20 protein-coding genes are annotated in these 23,551 nt (G+C 29.3%); 16 read left to right on the forward strand and 4 right to left on the reverse strand.

All coding sequences use genetic code 11. The features are described 5' to 3' along the window. The first annotated feature begins 287 nt into the window (after positions 1–287). Entirely contained in the window at positions 288–764 is a 477-nt protein-coding gene (locus ACX6CF_RS11175; protein WP_458785407.1) for a pyridoxamine 5'-phosphate oxidase family protein, read from the forward strand. Further along, complete coding sequence (locus ACX6CF_RS11180) at positions 761–1,465, forward strand: DUF4332 domain-containing protein (RefSeq protein WP_458785408.1); 705 nt, start codon at positions 761–763, stop codon at positions 1,463–1,465. Before ACX6CF_RS11175 ends, ACX6CF_RS11180 begins: the two co-directional genes overlap by 4 nt. A 15-nt stretch (positions 1,466–1,480) precedes the next feature. Here ACX6CF_RS11180 and ACX6CF_RS11185 read toward each other — a convergent pair whose 3' ends face one another. After that, positions 1,481–1,828 carry a TIGR04076 family protein gene (locus ACX6CF_RS11185; RefSeq protein WP_458785409.1) on the reverse strand — a complete coding sequence of 116 codons (348 nt, stop codon included), beginning with the start codon at positions 1,826–1,828 and terminating at the stop codon, positions 1,481–1,483. 522 nt (positions 1,829–2,350) lie between these two features. On the opposite strand from ACX6CF_RS11185, the gene ACX6CF_RS11190 reads away from it, so the two are divergent. The 5 genes from ACX6CF_RS11190 to ACX6CF_RS11210 are packed head-to-tail and all read left to right on the forward strand — an operon-like array spanning position 2,351 to position 10,084. Then, on the forward strand, positions 2,351–3,466 hold the full coding sequence (locus ACX6CF_RS11190) for a LuxE/PaaK family acyltransferase (protein WP_458785410.1): 1,116 nt from the start codon (positions 2,351–2,353) through the stop codon (positions 3,464–3,466). Positions 3,467–3,476: 10 nt separating this feature from the next. Further along, the gene (locus ACX6CF_RS11195) at positions 3,477–5,960 is read left to right on the forward strand and encodes an aldehyde dehydrogenase family protein (protein WP_458785411.1); all 2,484 of its coding nucleotides are present in this window, start codon (positions 3,477–3,479) and stop codon (positions 5,958–5,960) included. Beyond that, positions 5,950–7,635: an MATE family efflux transporter gene (locus ACX6CF_RS11200; protein WP_458785412.1), complete on the forward strand. Its 1,686-nt coding sequence runs from the start codon at positions 5,950–5,952 to the stop codon at positions 7,633–7,635. The genes ACX6CF_RS11195 and ACX6CF_RS11200 overlap by 11 nt, the downstream gene beginning before the upstream one ends. Positions 7,636–7,678: 43 nt before the next feature. Continuing rightward, positions 7,679–8,833, forward strand: a complete 1,155-nt coding sequence (locus ACX6CF_RS11205; RefSeq protein WP_458785413.1) for a GNAT family N-acetyltransferase — start codon at positions 7,679–7,681, stop codon at positions 8,831–8,833. Between the two features lie 6 nt (positions 8,834–8,839). After that, positions 8,840–10,084, forward strand: a complete 1,245-nt coding sequence (locus tag ACX6CF_RS11210) for a phenylacetate--CoA ligase family protein (RefSeq protein ID WP_458785414.1) — start codon at positions 8,840–8,842, stop codon at positions 10,082–10,084. Between the two features lie 83 nt (positions 10,085–10,167). Here the strand turns inward: ACX6CF_RS11210 and ACX6CF_RS11215 are convergent, their stop codons facing one another. Then, complete coding sequence (locus tag ACX6CF_RS11215; protein ID WP_458785415.1) at positions 10,168–10,956, reverse strand: sugar phosphate isomerase/epimerase family protein; 789 nt, start codon at positions 10,954–10,956, stop codon at positions 10,168–10,170. A gap of 210 nt (positions 10,957–11,166) precedes the next feature. Here ACX6CF_RS11215 and ACX6CF_RS11220 point away from each other — a divergent pair, with 210 nt between their 5' ends. The 3 genes from ACX6CF_RS11220 to ACX6CF_RS11230 all read left to right on the forward strand — a co-directional run bounded on the left by ACX6CF_RS11220 (position 11,167) and on the right by ACX6CF_RS11230 (position 13,871). Beyond that, complete coding sequence (locus ACX6CF_RS11220; protein WP_458785416.1) at positions 11,167–12,027, forward strand: helix-turn-helix domain-containing protein; 861 nt, start codon at positions 11,167–11,169, stop codon at positions 12,025–12,027. A gap of 83 nt (positions 12,028–12,110) precedes the next feature. Next, positions 12,111–12,806 (forward strand): ThuA domain-containing protein, encoded by a 696-nt coding sequence (locus ACX6CF_RS11225; RefSeq protein WP_458785417.1) that lies wholly within the window; start codon positions 12,111–12,113, stop codon positions 12,804–12,806. A gap of 3 nt (positions 12,807–12,809) precedes the next feature. After that, positions 12,810–13,871 carry a Gfo/Idh/MocA family protein gene (locus ACX6CF_RS11230; protein WP_458785418.1) on the forward strand — a complete coding sequence of 354 codons (1,062 nt, stop codon included), beginning with the start codon at positions 12,810–12,812 and terminating at the stop codon, positions 13,869–13,871. Between the two features lie 171 nt (positions 13,872–14,042). Here ACX6CF_RS11230 and spoVB read toward each other — a convergent pair whose 3' ends face one another. Next, a complete protein-coding gene (gene spoVB, locus ACX6CF_RS11235) occupies positions 14,043–15,575 on the reverse strand; it encodes a stage V sporulation protein B (protein WP_458785419.1) in 1,533 nt (510 codons plus the stop codon). A 489-nt stretch (positions 15,576–16,064) separates the two neighbouring features. Between spoVB and lspA the strand changes: the two genes are divergently transcribed. From lspA to ACX6CF_RS11265, 6 genes are all read left to right on the forward strand, one after another. Further along, on the forward strand, positions 16,065–16,511 hold the full coding sequence (gene lspA / locus ACX6CF_RS11240) for a signal peptidase II (RefSeq protein ID WP_458785420.1): 447 nt from the start codon (positions 16,065–16,067) through the stop codon (positions 16,509–16,511). Positions 16,512–16,617: 106 nt separating this feature from the next. Next, on the forward strand, positions 16,618–18,321 hold the full coding sequence (locus tag ACX6CF_RS11245; RefSeq protein ID WP_458785421.1) for a dienelactone hydrolase family protein: 1,704 nt from the start codon (positions 16,618–16,620) through the stop codon (positions 18,319–18,321). A gap of 254 nt (positions 18,322–18,575) precedes the next feature. Further along, complete coding sequence (locus ACX6CF_RS11250; RefSeq protein ID WP_458785422.1) at positions 18,576–19,043, forward strand: DUF2975 domain-containing protein; 468 nt, start codon at positions 18,576–18,578, stop codon at positions 19,041–19,043. A 29-nt stretch (positions 19,044–19,072) separates the two neighbouring features. Then, a complete protein-coding gene (locus tag ACX6CF_RS11255) occupies positions 19,073–19,279 on the forward strand; it encodes a helix-turn-helix domain-containing protein (protein WP_458785423.1) in 207 nt (68 codons plus the stop codon). A gap of 43 nt (positions 19,280–19,322) precedes the next feature. Next, positions 19,323–20,795 (forward strand): DUF4153 domain-containing protein, encoded by a 1,473-nt coding sequence (locus ACX6CF_RS11260; protein WP_458785424.1) that lies wholly within the window; start codon positions 19,323–19,325, stop codon positions 20,793–20,795. 78 nt (positions 20,796–20,873) lie between these two features. After that, the gene (locus ACX6CF_RS11265; protein WP_458785425.1) at positions 20,874–22,307 is read left to right on the forward strand and encodes a hypothetical protein; all 1,434 of its coding nucleotides are present in this window, start codon (positions 20,874–20,876) and stop codon (positions 22,305–22,307) included. Positions 22,308–22,384: 77 nt separating this feature from the next. Here the strand turns inward: ACX6CF_RS11265 and ACX6CF_RS11270 are convergent, their stop codons facing one another. Then, on the reverse strand, positions 22,385–23,536 hold the full coding sequence (locus ACX6CF_RS11270; protein ID WP_458785426.1) for a coiled-coil domain-containing protein: 1,152 nt from the start codon (positions 23,534–23,536) through the stop codon (positions 22,385–22,387). Between the last annotated feature and the right edge of the window lie 15 nt (positions 23,537–23,551).

Genomic DNA, 23,551 nt, shown 5'->3' on the forward strand with positions numbered 1-23,551 from the left:
AGTTATTAGAAAATCTTTGAATCAGGAAAGGTTTCACCGCCATAAACTTTTTCTGGTCAATTAGAATATTGTATTGACTTCAGTATATTTTAAGAGGTCTGTTTACTATACGAAATATTGAGAATTCATAAAAAATATTTGCTTATTTTATGGAAAGAGTGTGATGAAAATGATACAATATAGAAGAGCGTTCCTAAATTCTCGTAGGTTAACCGCTAAGATGACGAATTTAATATGACATGGAATTTAGGATAAAGGAAAAATAATAATATTGGAGGATTTTAAAGATGAGCAAATACGACGATGCAATCAAACTAATGGAAGAGCGTTGCGGAAACGGTAAAGAAGTAATTATTGCCCTTGCGACAATATCATTATCTGCGAACGTTGCCGGTAATCCCCGTCCTGCTGTACGTATGGTTTGCGCTTATTATGAAGATGGTGTATTTTATGTTTCCACGGACGCAGAAAAAAATAAAACCTTGCAAATTGAGAAGAATAACGAAGTTTCCGTCGGCGGGTTGGATTGGTATGCTTTCCAGGGCAGGGCTGAAAATCTCGGTTGGGTCAAGGACGAGAAGAATGCGAAAATCAGAGCAGAGTTCAAAAAAATCTTCGACTGGTTCGATGAGGTTGGCGACGAGGACAATCCAAACTCAATTGTTCTGCGTATAACCCTCACAGAAGGTACCATTATTGACCACGAAAATAAATACGGTGAACAGAAGTACGAAATTGATTTTATTAATAAGGTGGTAAAATGAAGGGATTACAGCTTGATTTATTAAGCGACAAACTTATGATTATTAATAATTTTTCAATCAAAGAGATGCCTATAGTATTGACAGAACTTACGATACCACAAAGTTATTATCATTTAATAGAAAACGCAGTAAATTACTGTAATAAACTTGATGAATTAGGCTATAAATATACCCATCAATTATTTGACATTCAAATCAATCTTAACAAAATGGAAGAATTATGCCAAAAGACTAGCATTCCATTCACTTATCTGCAATCTTTAACAAAATTACTAGCATTTAATCAATACAAACCATTTCCCATAAAAAAAATAGAGAGTTTAAGTAAGGAAGAGATTGATAAGTTTTTGAATAAAGGTTATAAAAAAACAGATCAGATTCTTCTGATAGGAAAAACAAAAGAAGATAGAAAGAAACTGGCAGAAGAAGTTGGAGTTTCAGTAGATTGTGTAACAAAGCTCGTAAAAATGGCAGATCTTATGAGATTACCAGGAGTCAAGTATATTAGAGCAAATCTCTATTATGAAGCAGGACTTGATTATGTGCAGAAATTTATAGGATTAGATTTGGATAAAACAAGAGAGTATCTAACAGCTTTTGTAAAGGATACGCAGATTGCTAAAATGGCACCATTAAAGAAAGAGTTAGCTACCCATATTACGTGGTCCCAAATATATCCTATTCAAGTTGAGTTTGAATAAGAACTAAAGACAAAACTAATCAAAAAACTTCCCCTTAAAAAAATTCTCATTGCCAAGTTTCATTGCCGTTACCTTGAATATGACGCAGCCATCTGGACATACGATGTTCTTGCTATATTTACCATTGCCACCAATATTCTCTAAATCTCCGCCACTTCTTACTGATTCCATGATTGGGAACATAATCATCATAACCTTGGAACAGATACCCTGTCCATCCTTATTTGTGGGACAGCCATAGGTGCAGGTATACTTATCTCCCACTTCCTCACCGTTTCGGCAGTACCGTTCTGTATGGTCACTGCGAAGAAATCCAGTTACCTCAATTTCAAATTTGTACTCCTCATCATACCATTTTTTCATGATTAACCTCCAAATTCTAATTTATCGAGAAGTTTAATAAACAACTCACTCGCATATAAAATAATTATATAATACTTTATATTCTTATTATACATGATTTATGGATTATAATTCCAGTAATTATGTAAAAAAAATTAAATTTATACAAAAATCTGTTGTCTTCTCTTAAAATCATTTGCCATAGTATAACTATGAGATAGATTACTCGCTTAATTTTTTTGTGTTATTAACCTAAAATATAAAGTGATATAATTATTAATTCTTAATATATTATTTTGCTATAATAAATTAATTAAAATGCATTAAAAACTTTAATAAATTAATTATCTAGCCCCTTTCTATAAAATAAATGTCGATATATTGTGTTTCGTATAATTTATAACGATAATTAATAGCTTTTTATTCTATAATGTAGTATTATATTCATATATTTTTAATTATTTATACTATTATATTTTATGTATGAATGTAAATTAATTGAAAATATTATTGTATACAAAACAACTTTATATGGAGGATATTATGATTAATAGAGAAAGGTTAGAATTTTATGAAAAAGTATATGATCAAAATGGAACAAGTAAAACCTTTATTAACGCAATAATAGAGGTTTTAGAACATCATGAACAAAACAACAAATTTTTTAAAAAATTATTAGACGAAAACAATTTCAAACCTTCTGATATTAAAACTGAAGAAGATTTAATAAAAATTCCGTGTATTCCAGCAAATTTCTTCAAAACTTATGAATCTCTGTCAGTTGATAAAGATAAAATTTTTGTTCATGTAACAAGTTCGGGAACAGCAGGACAAAAGAGTCAGATGTTCTTTGATAAACCTAGCTGGGATTTTGGACAGTCTATGATTAGAAATATGATTAAATATTATGGGTTTTTATCTAATGAAAAAACAAATTATATTCTTTATACATATGAGCCAACTAAGGGGAGTAAGTTAGGAACTGCGAAAACTGATGAGGGACTTATGCAGTATGCGCCTGTTAATGATAAATTCTTTGCCCTTAAGTATAACGGACATGGACATGATTTTGACGTTTTTGGAGTTATTAACAAGCTATATGAGTATGAAAAACAGGGGCTTCCTGTTAGAATATTCGGTTTCCCATCGTTCTTATATTTTACACTTAAACAAATGCAAGATCTTAACATGAGACCTCTTAAGCTTAATACTAGATCAATAATGATGCTTGGTGGCGGCTGGAAAGGATATGCTGATAAGCAGATAGGAAAATATGAATTATATAATTTGTGTGAAAAAATGCTTGGTGTACCACAAGAAAATTGTAGAGATGGTTATGGTTCAACTGAACATTCTGTTCCATATTTTGAATGTAAAAATCATCATTTTCATATTCCTATTTATAGTAGAATGTTTATTCGTGACTTCAAAACTCTAGAACCACTTCCCTTTGGTGAAGTAGGATTTGCTAATTTCATCACCCCACATTTACTAAGTGTTCCGGCTATTTCTGTTCTAATGGGAGATAGGGCTGTAATGCATCCAGCAGAAGATTGTGGTTGTGGTATTAATACACCTTATATGGAAATTTTGGGTAGAGCTGGTACTAGTGTTGCAAAAAGCTGTGCCATTACTGCTAGTGAATTATTAAAAAGATAGGAGTGAAATAATGGACTTTATTATAAGAGGTAAATTAGAAAGAAACTGTAATATAGCAGATGTTTTAAGCAAAGTAGATAATTATCTTATAGAAGATTTAGATAGATGTAATGTGAAGTACTCAACAATTATTGATGCTTTAGATAAGCTAGGATCAATGTTAGTTACCGATAGCCAGCTATTGATGCCAGAGCTTCTGGAATATGGACTTAGTGAAGAACAAGCTGTATTAACTAAAAAAGAAGCTTATTCTATCTTGAATAAGGAATCTATTAACCTTAAAATTTCAAGAGAATTAGGAAATAAATTTGGTATAACCAAAAGGATAAGCTCTAATGAAAATGTTTTTGAAAGATGGCAGCCACTTGGAGTATTAGGTCATGTGACAAGCTCTAATGATGCCCTATTACCTTTTTTTAGTTCTGTTGAAGGACTTATAACAGGTAACATCAATATTATAAAACCTGCTAATAATACAGGGACAATAGTTATGAAGCTAGTAGAAATTATATGTGAAATAGAGCATGAGCTAAGTCCTTATTATTATGTTTTACCATTATCATCTAAAGAAAAGGAATCTCTTAAAACTGTATTTTCTTTCTGTGATGGAATTGCTGTATGGGGATCTGATAAGGCTATAGATGGTGTTAAGTCAATGGCATCTAGTAGTACTAAAATTATTGAATGGGGTCATCGTATTAGTATGGCATATTTTACTAAGGATGGAGCAACTAAAAAGGCATTAGAAGATTTATGTGTTGATATATGCATCAATGATCAACAAGCGTGTTCTTCTCCACAAGTAGTCTATTTTGATACTAATGATAGACAAGAACTTATATCTTATGCAGAGAAATTATATAATGCTCTTGAAATTGTATCACCCCAATACATTATTAGCGATATTTCAGATATAAATATTGCGGAAATCACATCTGTAACGGTACTTGAAAAAATGAGTGAGATTATGGGTGATAAGAAAGTATTTGTTTCTCCAGATAATGATTTTAGGATTTTTGTGGATTTTGATAATAACCTTACAGCTTCACCTTTATATAGAACAGTTATTGTTAAACCTTTAGGTAGAGAAGATATTGTTAAAACTTTAAGACCATATCGTTCATACATGCAATCAGTAGCCTTGTCTTGTGATCGGGAGGATATAGTTACATTAACTAATAAACTATTAAAAGCTGGTGTTACCCGCATTAAAAACCCAGGTTCTATGCTTGATGGTTATATTGGTGAGCCTCATGATGGAGTATATGCTCTTTCACAATATGTTAAGAGAGTAAGCATTGAATCTAATGTATTACCAAAAGCAATGATGAGTTTCTCCGAGATTACATCGCAAGATAGCAGACCTTTCTGCGAGGGTACACCTATTTTGAATAAAGAAGATTTTTCTCATCCAGATTACCAAGGACAACCAGGGTATATATTGTTAAAGAGTGGTGGTAGCTCAGGTAAATCTATCTATGCTCCTCATAAATATGAAGATGCAGAAACTACATATATAACTGGTGGAAATGCTATGTTTGTAGCTGGATTAGATCCTAAGAAAGATATATGCATGAATTTATTCTACTCAGGTTATCTATATGGTGGATTTATAAGTATATATGAATCATTAAAATATTTAGGAGTTACACAGTTACCAATGACTGCTATAGATGATTTAGATTCAGTAGTTGATGAAATCATTAATAATAATGTAGATGTTCTTGTTGGTATGCCTACCTATTTAATGAGGTTGTTTGACGAACAGGGTGAGAGATTAATTAAATACAATAATATCAAGAAGATCTTTTATGCAGGTGAACATTTCTATCCACAGCAAGTTAAACTTTTAAAAGAAAAATTCGGTATCAAGCTAATTAAATCATTAGTTTACGGTTGCAACGAATTAGGTACTATCGGGTATTCTTGTGAGTTTTGTAATAATAATGAACATCATTTGAATTCTGATTCCAAGTATCTTGAGATTATAAAAATGGATTGTGATGAGCCTGCTGAGAATGGAGAAATAGGAAGAGTCATAATTAGTTCATCAGATGAATCCCTTAATATATATAGATATGAGATTGGAGATTTAGCTAGATTAATTACTGAACCTTGTAAATGTGGTAGATTAACCCCAAAATTTGAATTACTAGGAAGATATGGTGATATATTTAGGTTTGCTACTAGTTATATTAATGCCAGAAAAATTAAAGATATCTTATATAAAGAGTCAAGCTATACTGGAGAACTTCAAATAATTCTAGAGTGTATTGATGGTATACCTAAGATGACAATATGTGTTAATAATAGTCTGGATATAACTAATATAATTAGTATTTTAAGAGAAAATTACTATGAGATTGATGATGTTATTAAGTCAAAGATAGGCACTATATTTGTGAAATATTGCATTAAGAAAGATTTTATTTTAAGCGAGCATGGTGGAAAAATAAGATTAGTTGTTGATAGGAGAAATATTAATGAAAAATGATGTACTAATTTCTAAGGCATATTACAAGCTACTGATACCTACGATGTTGACTAATTTAGTTTCATCAGTAGGTTCCTTTGCTGATACTATAATTTTGGGTAATATGATAGGAGAAAATGCTCTTGTCGCTATGACTTTTAATGCTCCCCTTTTCACCATCATTAACACAATAGCAGCTATTTTTGCTGTTGGAGGAACTACACTGATGGGACAATATTTAGGTAGTGGCAATAAGGAATCTTCATGCAAGATTTTTAGTCTTGTAATATCCTCTGTTATTTTTATTGGATTTATAATGACTTCTCTTGGATTATTTTTTATTGATGATATTATGTATGCGTTAGGTTCAAGAGGAGAGGTGTTCAATTATACTAAGGCATATGGAGTCATAATAATTGCAGGTATAATAGTGTTTTTGATTAATGTTATTTTTGCATTTTTTATAAGAATGGATGGTAAGCCTAAGCTTGCAATGGCAGGAATGCTTACTTCTATAGCACTAAATATAATATTAGATCTATTATTTGTAGGACCTCTAGAAATGGGAGTTGCAGGAGCTTCGCTTGCCCTTGTGCTATCTCAAGTAGTTAGTATTATAATTATGTCCACACATTTCTGGACTGCTAGTAATACACTAAAATTAAAGTTCTACTTATCTGTTAAAGATTTGATTAAAATATTTAAAACTGGTATTGGTACATCTACAACATTTATATATCAATCAATAGCTTTATTTGTACTTAATAATGTTATTTTCACATTATCGGGAACTATAGGAATGGCTACATACACTGTTATTTATAATATCTCATTGCTTTCTTTGACACTTTTTGAAGGTATAAGTCAGACTATACAGCCTTTAGTCAGTTTCAGTTATGGAGAACAAAATAGTTCTGATATCGAGATTATTATTAAGAAAGGTCTGAAAACTGGTATTATATTTAGTTTTATTGTTATTGCCCTTTTGGAGCTTTTTCCACAAGCTTTAATCTCATTGTTTGGTATAGAAGATAGTAGCATTATCACAAGTTCTATATATGCAATTCGTATTTATGCTTTAGGGATTGTATTGATGACTATTAATGTAATTATGAGTTATTATTACCAGTCCACTGGTAAAGAAAAATTTGCAGCAATAATTGTTTTATCTAGAAATTTAGTTTCTCTTTTTATTGGTGTATTAATATTCGGACTTTTATTTAAACTTAATGGTATCTGGTTTGGTTTTGTTTTTGCAGAGATTTTAACTTTTATTATGTGGATAGCAATAGCTAATCATTATAAAAATAAGAAAGCTAGTAAATCTATTTTTTTTACAGATGCTCCATCTGAATTGAGTTTATCTGTTGAAACGAATAGTACCAACTATAATAAAGATACCAAAAAAATTATAAAAAAATATATCCTTAAAGAAAACTTATCTACGAACTTAACTAATTACATCCTTAGTATAATAGACGTAAGTATTAATCAATTAGCTAGAAACAATACATTAAAAATATTCATAAATAATAAAAGTGATGATTTAACTGTTGTTATAAGTAATGATAGTAAAGTACTTAATATAGATAATGAAGTATCTGTTCCATCAACTATTAGAATAGATAAATATGAAAATAGTATTTTTTATGGTCTTAATAGAACAGTTATAAACATAAAAGATGATATTGCGTAGAGCTGAATATTATACTTTTTTAAACGGAGGATAATAATGACATATGAAAAGATCAGTTATATATGAAAAGAAAATTAATAATAATGATGATGAATACATAGAAAAATCACCAGATAATTATAGTTTGGTGAGATCGACTAAAGATATGCAGTTTTTTCAGATATATTTACCTTTGACAATGAATCAATCAAAGAATTCTGTACTAAATACTCAAATTCTAGATAGTAATTTCAAGTATAAAATTGTTAATAGTAATTATAGTGATATCATAAAAGCTATTAAGTGTATATATTCTGTATATGGCTATCGTTATTCTTATAGAACTTTTTACTATCCTGTTAAGTTCATGAGACTTATTGATAAAGGTAGAATTAAATCCTTATTAATTATAAATGAACACGGTCAAATAGGTGGACATGCTGCGTTAGTAAAAAGTGATAGTTTTCGTTTGCTTCCTGAGGTTACTATGATAGTTGTTAAACCAGCTTTTAGAGGTCTGAAACTATCTTGCCTATTACTTGATGGGATTCTAAAAGTAGCTAATAGATTAAGAATAAATGGGCTATGTGCTCAACCAGTAGTTTTTCATTCTATTAGTCAAAAAATTTTTTATGATAGAGGATTTGTTGCATGCGGTTTTCTATTCCATTATCTCAATGAAGAGGTAACTGAATTATTCAGTGAAGAACGAAGACTTGATTTAGCCTTATGTGTAAAACCCCTTAATAAAAAGTATGTTACAAAAATATATCCACCAGAAGAACATGTATATTTTATTAAAAATATTTATAAAAAACTAGGTATAAAATGTGAAATATCCAGATATAGGTTAATCGAGTCTTGTAGTGATTTTGATTATAGTTTTAACAATAATATGGGTATATGTACTATTATTTCTAATTGGGTTGGTAAAGACATCAGTAATCTGATAGATACTGTAATTGATGCGTGTAAAGTAAATAAAATGGAAATGATAGTTATGTATATCAACATGAAAAATCCTAGCTGCAATTATGGTTATAAAACCGCCATTGACAAAGGTTTTATTTTTTCGGGAATTAAGCCTTTAAGTGACAATGGTGATTATATTATAGTTCAGCACATGCTTAATCACTCCATTGATTATGAAGTAATAAAAGCAGAGTATGATTATAAAAACTTATTAGAATACATTAGATTATTTAATGAAAGGAACTGATAAATTATGAGAGTATATCCACTTGATTATATAATTGATTATGCGAAATCTAATTCGCCATTTTATAAAAATCTATATAGGGATTTTTCCAATAATATGGATTTTACAGAACTACCTATTGTTGATCAAAATACTTTTTGGAAAGCAATGGAGGATGACAAACAAAATATTCTTACAGGTAAGCAAATAGAAGGTAGAGTTTTTAAAAGTGGGGGTACAACTGGTCATCCTAAGTATTCACCTTATACTACTAGTGAGTGGGAGACAATGTGTGAAGGATCAGCTTTTTATTTAGCTGATAGTTCAATCAGACATGGTGATATTATAGCTAATACCTTCTATGCTGGTAATCTATATGCTAGTTATGATTATGTAACTATGATGCATTATTTTTGTCCACAAGAATTCTTATTATTAAATATAGGTGGGCATAATCCTGTTAATGATATTGTTGATTCAATAGTAAGTGCTAATGCTAATGCGTTAGCAGGTTTACCCTCAGTAATATTAAAGATTATTGATTATGTATATGATAACAAGGTTGATGGGTTTAATATTGAGACTATATGCTTTGCTGGGGAAAGTCTTCAGAAGGAGCAACGTTCTCTAATCTGTAAGAAGCTCCATAGAGATATAGAATTTCGTTCTTTTGGGTTAGCTGGTAATGATTACGGTATTGTAGGTTATTTTAGTGACGACTGTGGTATTAACGAACATAGAATATCTGATAAATTCTGTATTTTTGAATTAATTGATCCAGATACCAATGAAGTAATAACTGAAGAAAACCGTCCAGGAAAAATCTGTATTACTTCTTTATATAGATTACTTATGCCACTTATTCGTTATCCCATTGGTGATATGGGTATGTATAGTGAACCAGCTGGTAAACCTAATAGAAAATTTAAACTTGTGGGAAGAAATGAAGAGGTTGCCAGGATTAGTTTCGTTTCAATACATATTGAAGAAATTAAGCAAATACTTAAGAAACTTAATCTTGGAGATAGTAATTTTCAAGTTTTACTTACTAAGGAAGATGGTCTTGATAGATTAACAATTAAAATTGCATCTAATGCTAATATTACAGAACAGGTTGTTAATGAACTGAAGTGTCAGTGTCCTTTTTTAACTGATACCTTAAATAAAAAAATGATTCAACCTGTTAAAATCATATGGTGTACTAATAGTGAGTTAGATTATAATAAGCGTACAGGGAAATTAAGAAAGCTGATAGACTTACGATTTAACTAGAATAATTGACAAGGTATGCCAACAGACACCTTATGTTATTGGTAGTTGGAGAATAACAAACGAGCTTGAGAGCTCGTTTGTTGTTATAAAATTAAATTCTTCATATACTTAATAGTATAATCTACTCCCTTATTACCTAGTTCATCTTTCCACGTAGCTGAATGAGGTTCAATACTTAGATTACCTTCATAACCTACTTTGTATAGGATTGCCATGATAGAATGCCAATCCAATTGATCCATTCCAGCAGGTGGGTCGTCATAACGTTGATTATCAACTTTTAGAGCTCCTTTAATATGGAAATGATAAAAACGATTACCCCATTTTACAATTTCGCTCAAATAATTATCATTATTATCATAATAACTGTGAGACGCATCATATTTGATTCCTAGTTCATCTAACTGTCCATGAATAATATTCCAAGCTTTTTCACTGTAAACAAAATTATTCCAACGGCAATTATATGTAGCTATCTTGATTCCACGTTCTTTACCATACTCTATAAGCTTTTCAAAAAAACTGATTGCAGCTTGACAATTTTCTAAGTAACTTAGACTTTTCTGCTCATTACATCCACATACATATACTTCACAACCTAATTTTTTACAAGCATCAATTAGTTTATATTCTTTTTCTAATTCATCTTGACAAATATTACCTTTTTCATCAATGCGGTTAGAACCCCAGCGTCCTATCGAACCAATATCAACATTATAGGTATTAATCCATTCTTTGATTTGATCCACACTGCTTATGAATCGGTCTACATCTACATTGATATTAATACATAATTCAATGAAATTCAGACCTTTGTTCTTAGCCATTATAAAATTTTCTTGTGTAGGATCTGCAATAATTCCTAAGTTCATCTTTAATAATCCTCCTATAATTAATAATAAAATAATTATTTATGTAGATATTTTTAGTATTGGAAATATAAAATGTAACGGATTACACTTATTTTCGTAATTAAATTATACCACTATATCAATTAAATTCAATAAAAAAAATAATTAAATTAATAATGATGCTATAATATATGTTATATAATAAATAATTGAATGTAAGGAGTTAAGTATATGGGAGCATTTCGTCAAGAACATATTGTAGATAAAGATTTTCCTTTCTTATTATTTTATCATAATGATAACATCATATTTCCTCCCCATTGGCATGATGAAATTGAACTTATATATATGTTGGAGGGTGAATGTGAAGTATGGTTGAATAATACACTATATAAATTGAACAAAGGTAATCTGATAGTGATAGGTAGCAAAGAAATACATCATTTTTCAAATAACAAGAAGAGTAAAAAGATATTTATTCAGTTTGATTTGAGCTTGGTAAGTAACATATATAATGATTTGAATAACCTTAAATATATGGTTCCTGTTTTTGATAGTAATAATATATCAGATGAACATTATAGGATGGAATTAGAACGACAAATTTTAGAATTAGAACAAGAATTCATTCAAAAGAAACCTGCCTATAAATTGAATCTCATGGCTGGTTTATATAGAATAATTGCAGTAATGCTTAGATTTACACCTGTTGAATATTATTCAAAAGGGGAAAAAACTAAGCAGAATCAACAAATTATGTTGTTGAGCAAAATATATAAGTATGTTGAAGATCATTATGCTGAGAATATCTCTCTTGAACAAATAGCTAAAGTGGCTAATTTTAGTACTTATCATTTTACTAGATTTTTCAAAAAGAGTACAGGTATTACGTTCTTGAAATACCTTCATCTATATCGAGTGGAAAAATCTAAAAAACTATTAGAAACGTCATCAGAGAAAATAATTGAAGTGGCTATGTTGAGTGGATTTGATAATATAAAGACATATAATAGAGTATTCAAAGACTATACAGGAATGACTCCTTCTGAATATAGAAAGAAACAGATGGAAATAGAAAACAGCAATTTTTGAGAAGTATTAAGCAACATATGACAGGATTATCTATTCATGATTATGTAGAATGAAGCTATCATAATAAATGGAGGTAGTTCTTTATGAAGAAAGCATTAATTATTTATGGAGGTTGGGAAGGTCATGACCCAGTTGGTATAGCTAAGGTGTTTGAAGATACCTTAATTACTTGTGATTTTGAAGTAGAGGTTTCTGATACACTGGATATTCTCATGGATACGGAACAATTAAAAACATATCATTTGATAATACCTATCTGGACTATGGGGAAAATAACTGATAAGCAAATGAAATCTATATCTGAGGCAGTTGCTGATGGAGTTGGTCTAGCAGGTTGTCATGGAGGAATGTGTGATGCATTTAGAGATAATGTTGATTGGCAATTCATGACAGGTGGAAATTGGGTATCACATCCAGGTGGTGATCTAGTACAATATGAAGTTAACATCAAGAACAGTTCAAGCAAAATAGTTGAGGGTATTAAGGATTTCAGCGTTACGAGTGAACAATATTATTTGCATGTGGATCCAGCTATTGAGGTATTAGCAACCACTCGTTTTCCTATTGCAGATGGGTTGCATTCCTTGAATGGATACGTTGATATGCCAGTGATATGGACAAAAAAATGGGGAAAGGGTAGAGTCTTTTACAATTCTCTAGGACACCAGTCAGATATCTTCAATATTCCTGAAGCCATAGAATTGATGAAAAGAGGTTTTATGTGGGTAGCTGAGGGCAAAGATATATGTACAAAAAATAGTAAGAATTGTGAGGTGTAGCTAATGAGAAAAGTTAAGATTGGTATAGTGGGTTGTGGTAATATAAGTGATATCTATTTAAAGAATTGTACAGAAATCTTTGATAATATAGAAGTGGTTGGTTGTGCAGATATTATAGCAGAACGTGCAGAAGAAAAAGCAAAACAATATAATATAAAAGCATATTCCATTGACGAATTAATTAATCATAAAGACATCGAAATCATAGTAAATCTAACAATACCTAAGGCACATAAAGAAGTTTCTATGGCAGCACTAGAAGCTGGTAAACATACATATATGGAAAAACCTCTTTCCTTAACACGAGAAGACGGTAAGGCATTAATTAATAAAGCTAAGGAAAAAGGCCTGAAAATAGGAGGTGCTCCTGACACATTTTTAGGTGGAGGCATCCAAACTTGTATTGAACTCATTAATAACGGAGAGATCGGTGTTCCTATTGGAGCCACAGCTTTTATGACTTGTCATGGACATGAGAGTTGGCACCCAGACCCTGAGTTTTATTACAAGATAGGCGGGGGACCCATGTTTGATATGGGACCATATTATTTAACAGCACTAATTACAATGCTAGGCGCTGTCAAACGTGTATCAGGTTCAACAAAAATATCTTTTCCTGAAAGAATGATTACAAGTGAGCCTAAAAAAGGTGAAATGATTAAAGTAGATGTACCAACACATGTGTCAGGATTATTAGATTTTGAAAACGGTGCTGTTGGTACAATTATCACCAGTTTTGACGTATGGGGCAGCAATCTACCAATTATGGAGATATACGGTACCAAAGGAACACTAAGTGTCCCCGATCCAAATACATTCTCAGGTCCAGTAAATATTAAAAAAAGTTATGACAAAGAATTCCATGAAGTTGTCATAAATAAAAAATATACTGACAATAGCAGAGGATTAGGTATATCAGATATGGCAAATAGCATCATAGATAACCATGAACATAGAGCCAACGGAGATTTAATATACCATGTTCTAGATATAATGCACGCTTTCCACGATTCATCTAATACAGGTAAACATATTACCCTACAAAGTTCCTACGAAATCCATTAAAACGAATTAAACATTTATAGGCTAAAGCTACTCTTTTAACTGTCTTAAGCGTGGCAAAACATAAATAAACCATAGATAGTGATAATAACGAGAGTATTATCACTATCTATGGTTTTAATATATAACCGTTGTTTATAATCGACTTATTACTTGAAGAAATAATCTTACCTATTACTTCTTTTTCCTATTCAGTATAAAATTAACCTCATTAAAACTGATACTACCTGTTAATAGCAGGAGTGGAATCAATATTATTATGAATAAGCAAATATTGATTAATGTATTTACTAATAACGAAAATGGTAAAGTAATGTATCTACTCAATAATTCAATTGATGAAATAGATGCTAAGCATACTAAGATTGGTTTGAGTAACCAGTTGCCAACTTTGAAATTAATAGATGTTATTCTCACAAGATGTATTATGTTAAGTGTAGAAACAAGGACAAAACTACAAAGTAATCCCCACAGATATCCTTTTAATCCATAGATAGGAATTAATAAGAAGATAAAAGCAATTCTAATGCTAAGCCCAATTATATTGTTGCGGAAAACAATCAATTGCTTATTAAGTCCATTCAATATACTTCCTAGAGTTGTTTGTAGATAGATGAATGGACATAACCAAGCAAGAATAGTTAATAGAACTCCCACATATTCTTCTCGATAGACTATAACTCCCAAGGTCTTACCAAATGACAAAAATAAAAATGTACTTATAATACCAATAAGAATTGTAAATTTCATTGTTTTAGTGGTAGTAAAATTAATCATAGATTTATTTTTGTTAGCTGAAGCTGCGGAAACTGTTGGTAGTAACATGAGAGATATAGAATTAGTAAAAACAGTAGGAAAGAGGATCAGAGGTAAAGCCATCCCGGTTAAAATACCATATATACCTAAAGCACTGGAATGGGATAAGCCGAATAATTGTAATTGTGTAGGGATAAGGATGGTTTCAATACTAGTTAGTATAGTAGTAATTAATCTATTTGAAGTTATTGGGACGGCAATAGCGGATATCTTTTTGAGTATTATAAAATAACTTTGTGGTAAATGGGATCTATCTTTCAATGTATTAAATTTGTAGGCTATTACTACTATTGCAAAAGAAACTATTTCTCCTCCTACCATACCAATTATAGCCATTGCACAAGCGTATGTAAGCCCTTTTGGTATAAATAATGATGATAAGAAATATATGATCGATATTCTAGTAATTTGTTCTATTATCTGGGAAATAGCTGGTACAGTGGGATATTTCAGCCCGTAAAAATAACCTTTAATACATGACATAATAGCGGTAAAGGGTATTGATATTGCCATAATTTTGATTGCTAGTGCTGTTCTTGGTTCATTGATAAGTTTTGTACTAATTAACTCAGCATTGAATATGAGTACAAACATTAGGGCAACAGCCAAAGTAAAAGCAATGGTTGAAGATGTACGAATAATTCTTTTAAGGTTAGAATAATTATTTTTAGCTTTTTCTTCTGCTACAAGTTTTGAAACTGCTGTAAAGATACCCGAACAACATATAGTATAGCATATCATATATATAGGAAACACAAGTTGATAGAGTCCCATACCTTCAGCACCAATCAGATTACTTAAATAGATTCTATTAGCAAATCCTAATACTCTAGTAATTAGCGCTGCTACAGTCAATATTATTGTTCCTTTTATTACTGAACTTCTTTTCATTTTATTTCAAATCCTTTCATTGTGTAACAATAATATAGTTAATTAACCTTATGTAGTTTGTTTGTATTATATAATAAAAATTGACCTAAGTATTAAGCCTAAAGTAATATATTCTTTAATGCTTTTCCATATTCATTTAATTTGTTATAATAATATATATTGAACTAAACATTGATACATCCATTATAATAGTTCAATATATTTTCCTTGATTTTATAAGTTGAATGGAACTAAAGAATTGCTGGCTTTATAGTAATTATTTAATTCAACTTATATATATTGAACTAAACATTGATACATCCATTACAATAGTTCAATATATTTTCCTTGATTTTATAAGTTGAATGGAACTAAAAAATTGCTGGCTTTATAGTAATTATTTAATTCAACTTATATATATTGAACTAAACATTGATACATTCATTACAATAAGTTCAATATATTTTCCTTGATTTTATAAGTTGAATGGAACTAGAGTAGGAGGGTACTATGAAATATTTAATTATTGCACCATTATGTTTTTTGATAGATCAGATATGTAAAATTAAAGCTGTCAATGAAATGGATAATACAACTTCCAAGCCAATACTTAAAAATAACATACTGTTGAAACTTAATTATAACGAAGGTGCTTTTATGGGATTTCTTAAAAAGAAAAAAGGCTTTTTACTAGCGGTTAATATTATTTCAGTAATTGTTTTAATATGCCTAAGTATAACTTATGCTCTTATGAAGGGTAATAATATTTTAAATATAGGATTAGCTTTTTTAACAGGTGGAGCATTAAGTAATGTGTTTGACAGGATACGCTTAAAAAAAGTTGTAGACTATTTTGCATTTAAGTGTAAACCAGACTTGATTTTTAATCTAGCAGATATGTTTGTTTTTTTAGGTTGTATTTTGTTGATTATCAGTGAAGTAAAGACTAATTCCTAAATATCAAAAAATAGAATACAATTATCTTTATTGCAGAAACTATTACCTATATGATTTAGATATAGCTAGATATATGACAAGAATATTTATACATTGAGGTGAGTTAATGGATAAAGGTATGAGGTTATTAAGCGTTTTAATCGCTGTCTTATTATTTCAAAGTTTTTTTGTCACAGGATGTAGTATGAAAGATAATGAAATAATAGAAGATGAAAATAGTAGTAAAATTAAAGAGAATAATATTAATGAAGCAGAACAAGAAAAAGCAAAAGGAAATAAAGAGAATAATGAAAATCAAGATAAAGAAATTGATTTGATTGAATACAATCTAGGAGCAGGCGAAATTAAACAAAGTTCAGGTGTTACTATGCCTTATGACATGGTAGGAGCTATAGCTGTTCCAAAAGAAGGCGGAAACCATCCCATAGTTTTTATTTTACATGGATCCCATAAGATAAAAGACTATAATAAAGATAGATATGATCTTGGATTCGAGTATCTATTGGAAGCATTAGCTAAAAAAGGATTCTTGGCAGTTACGCTTAATATTAATGCACAACATGTATTAGAATACGGTGAACCAATACAACATGAAAGATTGGTTCATATATTTAATGACCATCTTATCAAACTAGAATCAGCAATAAAAGGGGAATCAGATGATTTTGGTATTGATTTAAAAGGGAAAGGAGACTTGACTAAAATAGCAATGATAGGGCACTCAAGAGGAGGAGGGTCACTAGATTCTATTGTCAATGATCAAATAGATAGAGGTAATAATGATGTTTTCGCATTATTAAGAGTAGCACCAGCTAATATAATAGTTATTGAAGATGATAATAAAGATATACCAACAGGAATAATATTACCACAATATGATGGAGATGTAGATAGTTTAGATGGGCAATCCACATTTGATATTTTGAAAGAAGATAAGAGTAGAGAATCTTTTGCGTCTCTTGTATTTTTAAAGGGAGCAGGTCATAATTTTTTTAATGACAATGTGTCAAAAGATGATAGACAATTTTATTCTGATCTTACTGATGAAGATACATCTATTTTTTTGACAAGAGAACAACAAAGACAGTTTCTAATAGATTATTCCATTGACTTTCTAAATAAAGCATTAGGTAAAAAGGTAGAGTCAAATTTATTTGAGGTTAATAGTTTTACTTTGGACGAAGCTTATGGTTTGAAAGTTAAAACTTCTTATTTAACTGCAAATAGACTGGAAGTAATAAAAGCTACAGAGGATCAAAAGGTTAAGAAAAATGATTTGAAAGGTAATAATTTGGTACAAGATTTAGAGGTTAAGTACCTTATTGATAGTAATATTCCTAATAGAGATCAACTATTGAATTTTGAACACCCATCAAATTTTGATGGTTATGGATTATTTAGGTTGAATTATTCTAATAGGGGTGCCAAATTCACAATGGAGATTCCAGTGAATAAGAAAGATATGAGTGAATATAAAGCATTATCTCTATATTTAGCTTTAAATCCAGATAGTGATCTAAACAGACCGAAGGAAAATCAAGCTTTTACAATTATTGTAAAAGATAATAAGGGGAAGGAAGCAAAAGTAATTCTAGATGATAATACACCTGCCTTAACTTGGCCAGAGGGAAAATCTAAAACTAATGAATTTACAACATATTGGTCATTAAAAACTCCTTTATCAGAGGCAAGAATTCCTTTTGGTGAATTTGAAGAGATTGATTTTAGTGATGTATTTAGTATAACCATACAATTCGATCAAAAAGAAAGTGGAAGTATATTATTGAGGAATATAGCATTAATGAAATAAACTCAGATATAAAATTAATGTAAAAGATTGAGCTATAATGAAAATGAATATTATTGAGTTGAAATATAAGCAGTGGATGACTTATTGAATCTACTGCTTAATTATTTTCCATAAGCATCTAATAATTATTTTAATTTATCGATTACAAGAAAAATTTTATTGAAAAACAATAAAAAAATATTGATAAATAGATAAAACTATGATAATATTATTGTTGATGGGGAATATTATATATAAATCGGAGGATAATTATTATGAAATATATCAACAGTAAGACATTATCTACTTTTCTTAATTTTTTTATGGTAATAATGCTATCATTGACAATTTTAACACTAATAGGATTACCTTGGATAATTAGGGAATATATGAGCATTATATATCCAGGGGCATTTCCAAAATTTGATTATTATGCAATATTAGCTATATTATATATAGCGGGTGTATTAGCAGCAATAATCCTTAATGCTCTTAGAAAAATATTTTCTACATGTAAGTTGGAAAATCCATTTACATATGATAATGTTAAAAATCTTAGAGTAATTAGTTTAGGTTCTTGTATTATTGGATTAACTTTTGTATTTAAGACATTTATTATTAATTCATTGATGACTATTGTTGTTATTTTTGTATTTATAGTAGCATCCTTATTTGCTTTGATTCTTTCGGAGGTTTTTGAAAAAGCAGTTAAGTACAAAGAAGACAGTGACTATACCATTTAAGATGAAGTGGTAAAGAAAGGAAAGATGTAATGGGAATCATAGTTAATTTAGATGTAATGATGGCTAAGAGAAAAATAGGTCTGTCAGAACTTGCTGCGAAAGTAGGTATAACTAACGCTAATTTATCAATATTAAAAAATAATAAGGCAAAAGCTATAAGATTCAGTACGTTAGAAGCTATCTGTAGGGAGTTGAATTGTCAGCCAGGAGATTTGTTAGAATATATGGATGAGTAAAAAAAGTGAATTCATAAATAGTATTTAATGGAGGTAAATAAAAGTGCTAAAAATTAATCATGAAAAAACAGTGGGTATTCTTAGTATCATGCTAGGGGTGTTATTTGTTGTATTCTTTTTTGAACATAAAATAGGTATTTCATATACTATTTATACTATAATACTAGTTGGATATTATTATTTTGCTCTACATATCAAAAAGGAATTCAAGAGTAAAGTCTATATTGGTGGAACTATATATATTATTCTTTTGTCATCGGTATTTTTTAGAAGTGACTTAATGATATTCAGAATATTTAATTTTATAATTATTCCTATATTTCTATGTGCAAATGTTATGCTTAGCTTAGATGTGGATTTGAGACTTATTGTATCAAATACTTTGGGAATAATATTTGTCCCCATAGGGAAAATGCATAAATTGTTTGTTGTTCTATTTAATAAAAAAAAGAAAAATAGTACCAATAATACTCAAATTCTTGTAAAAGTATTGATGGGTATTGTAATATCAATACCTGCGTTATTTATAGTAATTAGCCTATTGACTTCAGCAGATGTAGTTTTTGCCGATAAATTATCCAATATAGTGAGTAGTTCAGAAAATATTTTACAAAGGGATATAATCATTAAAGTTTTATTAGGTATTATAGTTGCAACTTATTTTTTTGGACAGATATATTATATTTTTCATGATACCAACAAAAAAAATAGTGTTGATACAGAAGAAAATGATGATAATATTACTAAGTATAAAGGCTTTGACAGGATCATAACAATTACTTTTATATCTATTTTAGATATTGTGTATTTATCATTTTGTATGATTCAATTTATATATTTATTTGGTGGAAATAATGATTTGCCAGCGGGTTATACTTATGCAGATTATGCAAGGGAAGGCTTTTTTCAGTTGGTATTTCTAAGTGTCATAAATATCATACTTATTTACATAATCAACAAATTCTATCTCGGTATAAAAATAAATACGGATATTTCTATAAGAGATAATAATTACAGGAAAGATATTGTTGTAAGTTATTTATTGTTTACAATGGTTATATGTACTTTTGTTTTGATTATATCATCTATGTATAGATTGAATTTATATGAAGAGGCATATGGTTATACTAGACTCAGATTGCTAGTGTATATGTTCATAATATTTGAGTCTGTGATAATGATATTGGTTGCTATTAACATATGGAATAAAAAATTACCTATAACAAGAGTAGCGTTGATTGTAGCATTGTCAAGTTATCTAATTATAAATTTCATTAATATTGATGGTATAATTGCTAAAGAAAATATTAATCGTTATGTTGCAACAGGGAAAATAGATTTACAGTATTTGATTGATTTATCAACAGATGCGGCAGATGAAATATCAAAGCTACAACATATTGATAAAGAAATGTATAATGAATATAGAGAAAATTTGATAAAGTATAAATTGAAAGATACAAAGTGGCAATCTTTTAATTTATCTCAGTATAATGTCAAAAAATTAATTGAATGAAATACTATATCTTGCAATTAGTGTTTTACTCCATTATAATTGGTTTTGAGAGTAATAGCATGGGGGATGGTGTTAAAGGTGAAATGTTTTTGGGGTATTTGGATATTAGTTATATTGATGCTGGTTGGTTGTGTCAATAAAATAGATGTGTCTACAGATGTTATAAAATCAGCTGATAATGAAGAAAAGGATATTACTGATAACCAAAATAATAATGATGAAACAGATTTAATTAAAGGAAACCATGGCAAGAATATATGTGATGATGAAGTTAATAAATTTTTAGGCGACTGGAAAGTCAAAGCAATTTTTGAAGAAGATTTTTTTATGACTGAAGAATTGTCCTGTCAGGATAATGGTATAGGTATCTATCAAGATCATATGATAATATATGCTTGTGAAGTTGATGATTATATTAAATGTGCATATGATATTATAGAAGTTAATGATACCTCTATGATTGTTAAAATTAAAGAAAGAGCAACTTTATCAGGAAGGAAACGAAAAGATAATACAAAACTTTTTATGGAATTAGATGGCGATACCAATAATATATTGAAATGTACTTTCACATATGAAACGCAAGATGGTAATTACAATAATACATATATATATCAGAAAGATCAACAAGGTATTTTAAGCAATTGTTATTTGAGTAAACAAAATAATGATGCGGGCATAGATGATAATGATTTGAAATCTATTGCTAATAAAATTCAAAATGAGTGGTTTAAAGATTATGATAATATTAGAGAAAATGAATTTCTAAGATTTAATGATTATAATGGCATAAAATCATATGAAATTAAAGCAGACTCAATATGGTCTAAACATTATGACCTTGCGGGTAATCTTTCATGGAAATCAGGAGAGGAAACATATAAAATTAGTTCTATAACAGATGATACAGTAGTTCTTGAAGTTATAAGTGAACAAGGTAAACTAGATAATATCATAGGATTATATTATTTATTACAATTACAAAATGATAAAGCAGTAATAAAAAAATATGATTATCTTAGTAATAACATGTATCAATTTCATAATGAAAAGGTGGTAAAAGATTCTTTATCATCAGTTCTTACTTCTGTTAGTCATAAAAATAATCTTTATGCTTTTGACGAAGAGCAAGTGGAATTTTTTAATAAGATGATAGGAAAATGGGGAACCATGAAGGATAAGATTTATGATGAGTATATTTATAATTTAATTATTGATAACTATTGTATAGATTTTTATGAGTACGCAACAGGATTTATGGAATCAATTAATTATAAAGTTGAAGGTATTGACGTAGAGAAAAAAGAAATTATTATAGACGTTAATCAATATTCATGGTGGGATGAAGTTAATGGGGAGACAGAATACATAGATGATACTATTAAAATAAGTCTTGATGAAGGAACAAAATTAACTTTTAGTATACAGCATGAAAATAATGATGAAGACATATTCTTTGATATGGGTAAGGATTATATAGGTGATGTGCAATTTGAAAAAATAGTAGAGTGATAAATATCAAGCTGTATCTAACACATGAAAATATGTATTGGATACAGCTTTTTGGGATATTAAGAATAAGTAATTGATTAAATCTCAGTATCCTTAATATCTTTTAGCAAAGTAGCCATTTCTGATTCGATTTGTGCAGATTCACCTTTTAATTTAGCTACATTGGCATCTGCGGATTGGATTCGTTTGAGATACATGCTGGTTAAATCTTGATTCTTGGTTTGATTAGCTTTATCTAATTTTTGATTTAAAGTTTCTCTTTTGGCATTCGCTTTATCAATCTGTTTCTGAATTTTTTGGTATTTCTCTAGTAATTCAGCATATTTTTGCATTTTACTATTGATATCATTGAAATCAGATGTTTTCTTATCCATCAATTCCATAAAATCTTTACCTAATTTATCGCTTATTTCCTCGGTGTTTATAGATTCTTTTATTTCATTTAATTTATCAATATCTTTATTGATATGATTGGTATATGATAATATTGTATTCATTAAATTAGAAGATGAAATAATGTCATCAGGTGAATTTCCAAGTAGCATGTCCTTTAAATTTTTCATCTTATTGCTGATCTGTTCAGTATAATCAAACATATCTGTAACCTTTGAAAAAGTATCGTAGGTTTTAAAATCCCATTGTTCGTTATTACCGATTTTATTACTTATATACTTTTCCAATGGTTGTTTTGAACCATCCATAAAATAATCCTTTGTTGCATTTGCGACTTTTGAGAATAAATCTTTAAAAGATTCTTTATTCAAAAGACATTCTTTGTCACTTTCATTAAAAAACTTTTCAATTTTATTAATCATCTTGGTGCATTCATCACCAACAGCTTTTTGAAAAGCTGAGTCTAATTTCTCTAGATATTTTGCGCGTTTATTATCAGTAGCATTTTCACCGATTCTGTGGTATACTTCAGTATTTTTCATGATTTTGTCATATACTTCAGCATATTTCTTGCCATATTCTTCAATAATATCATTAGTAGTACAATTGCCGTATGAATTATTATTATTTGTATCCATTTCGTCGGAAATAATATCAAATACACCTTCATCAAAATATTTATTTATAGAGTCATCCGAGATATCAATAGTTGCACTTATGTTTTTGTCATTAATTATTTTATCAGCAGCAGCGTATTTTTCATTAGTTAAATGTATGTTTTTAAATGGCTCGGTTATAATATTATTTGTTCTCAAGTCGTTATAGTTAATTCGCATTTTATTTCCCCCTTA

It is taken from the genome of Vallitalea sediminicola (genome assembly GCF_054408565.1).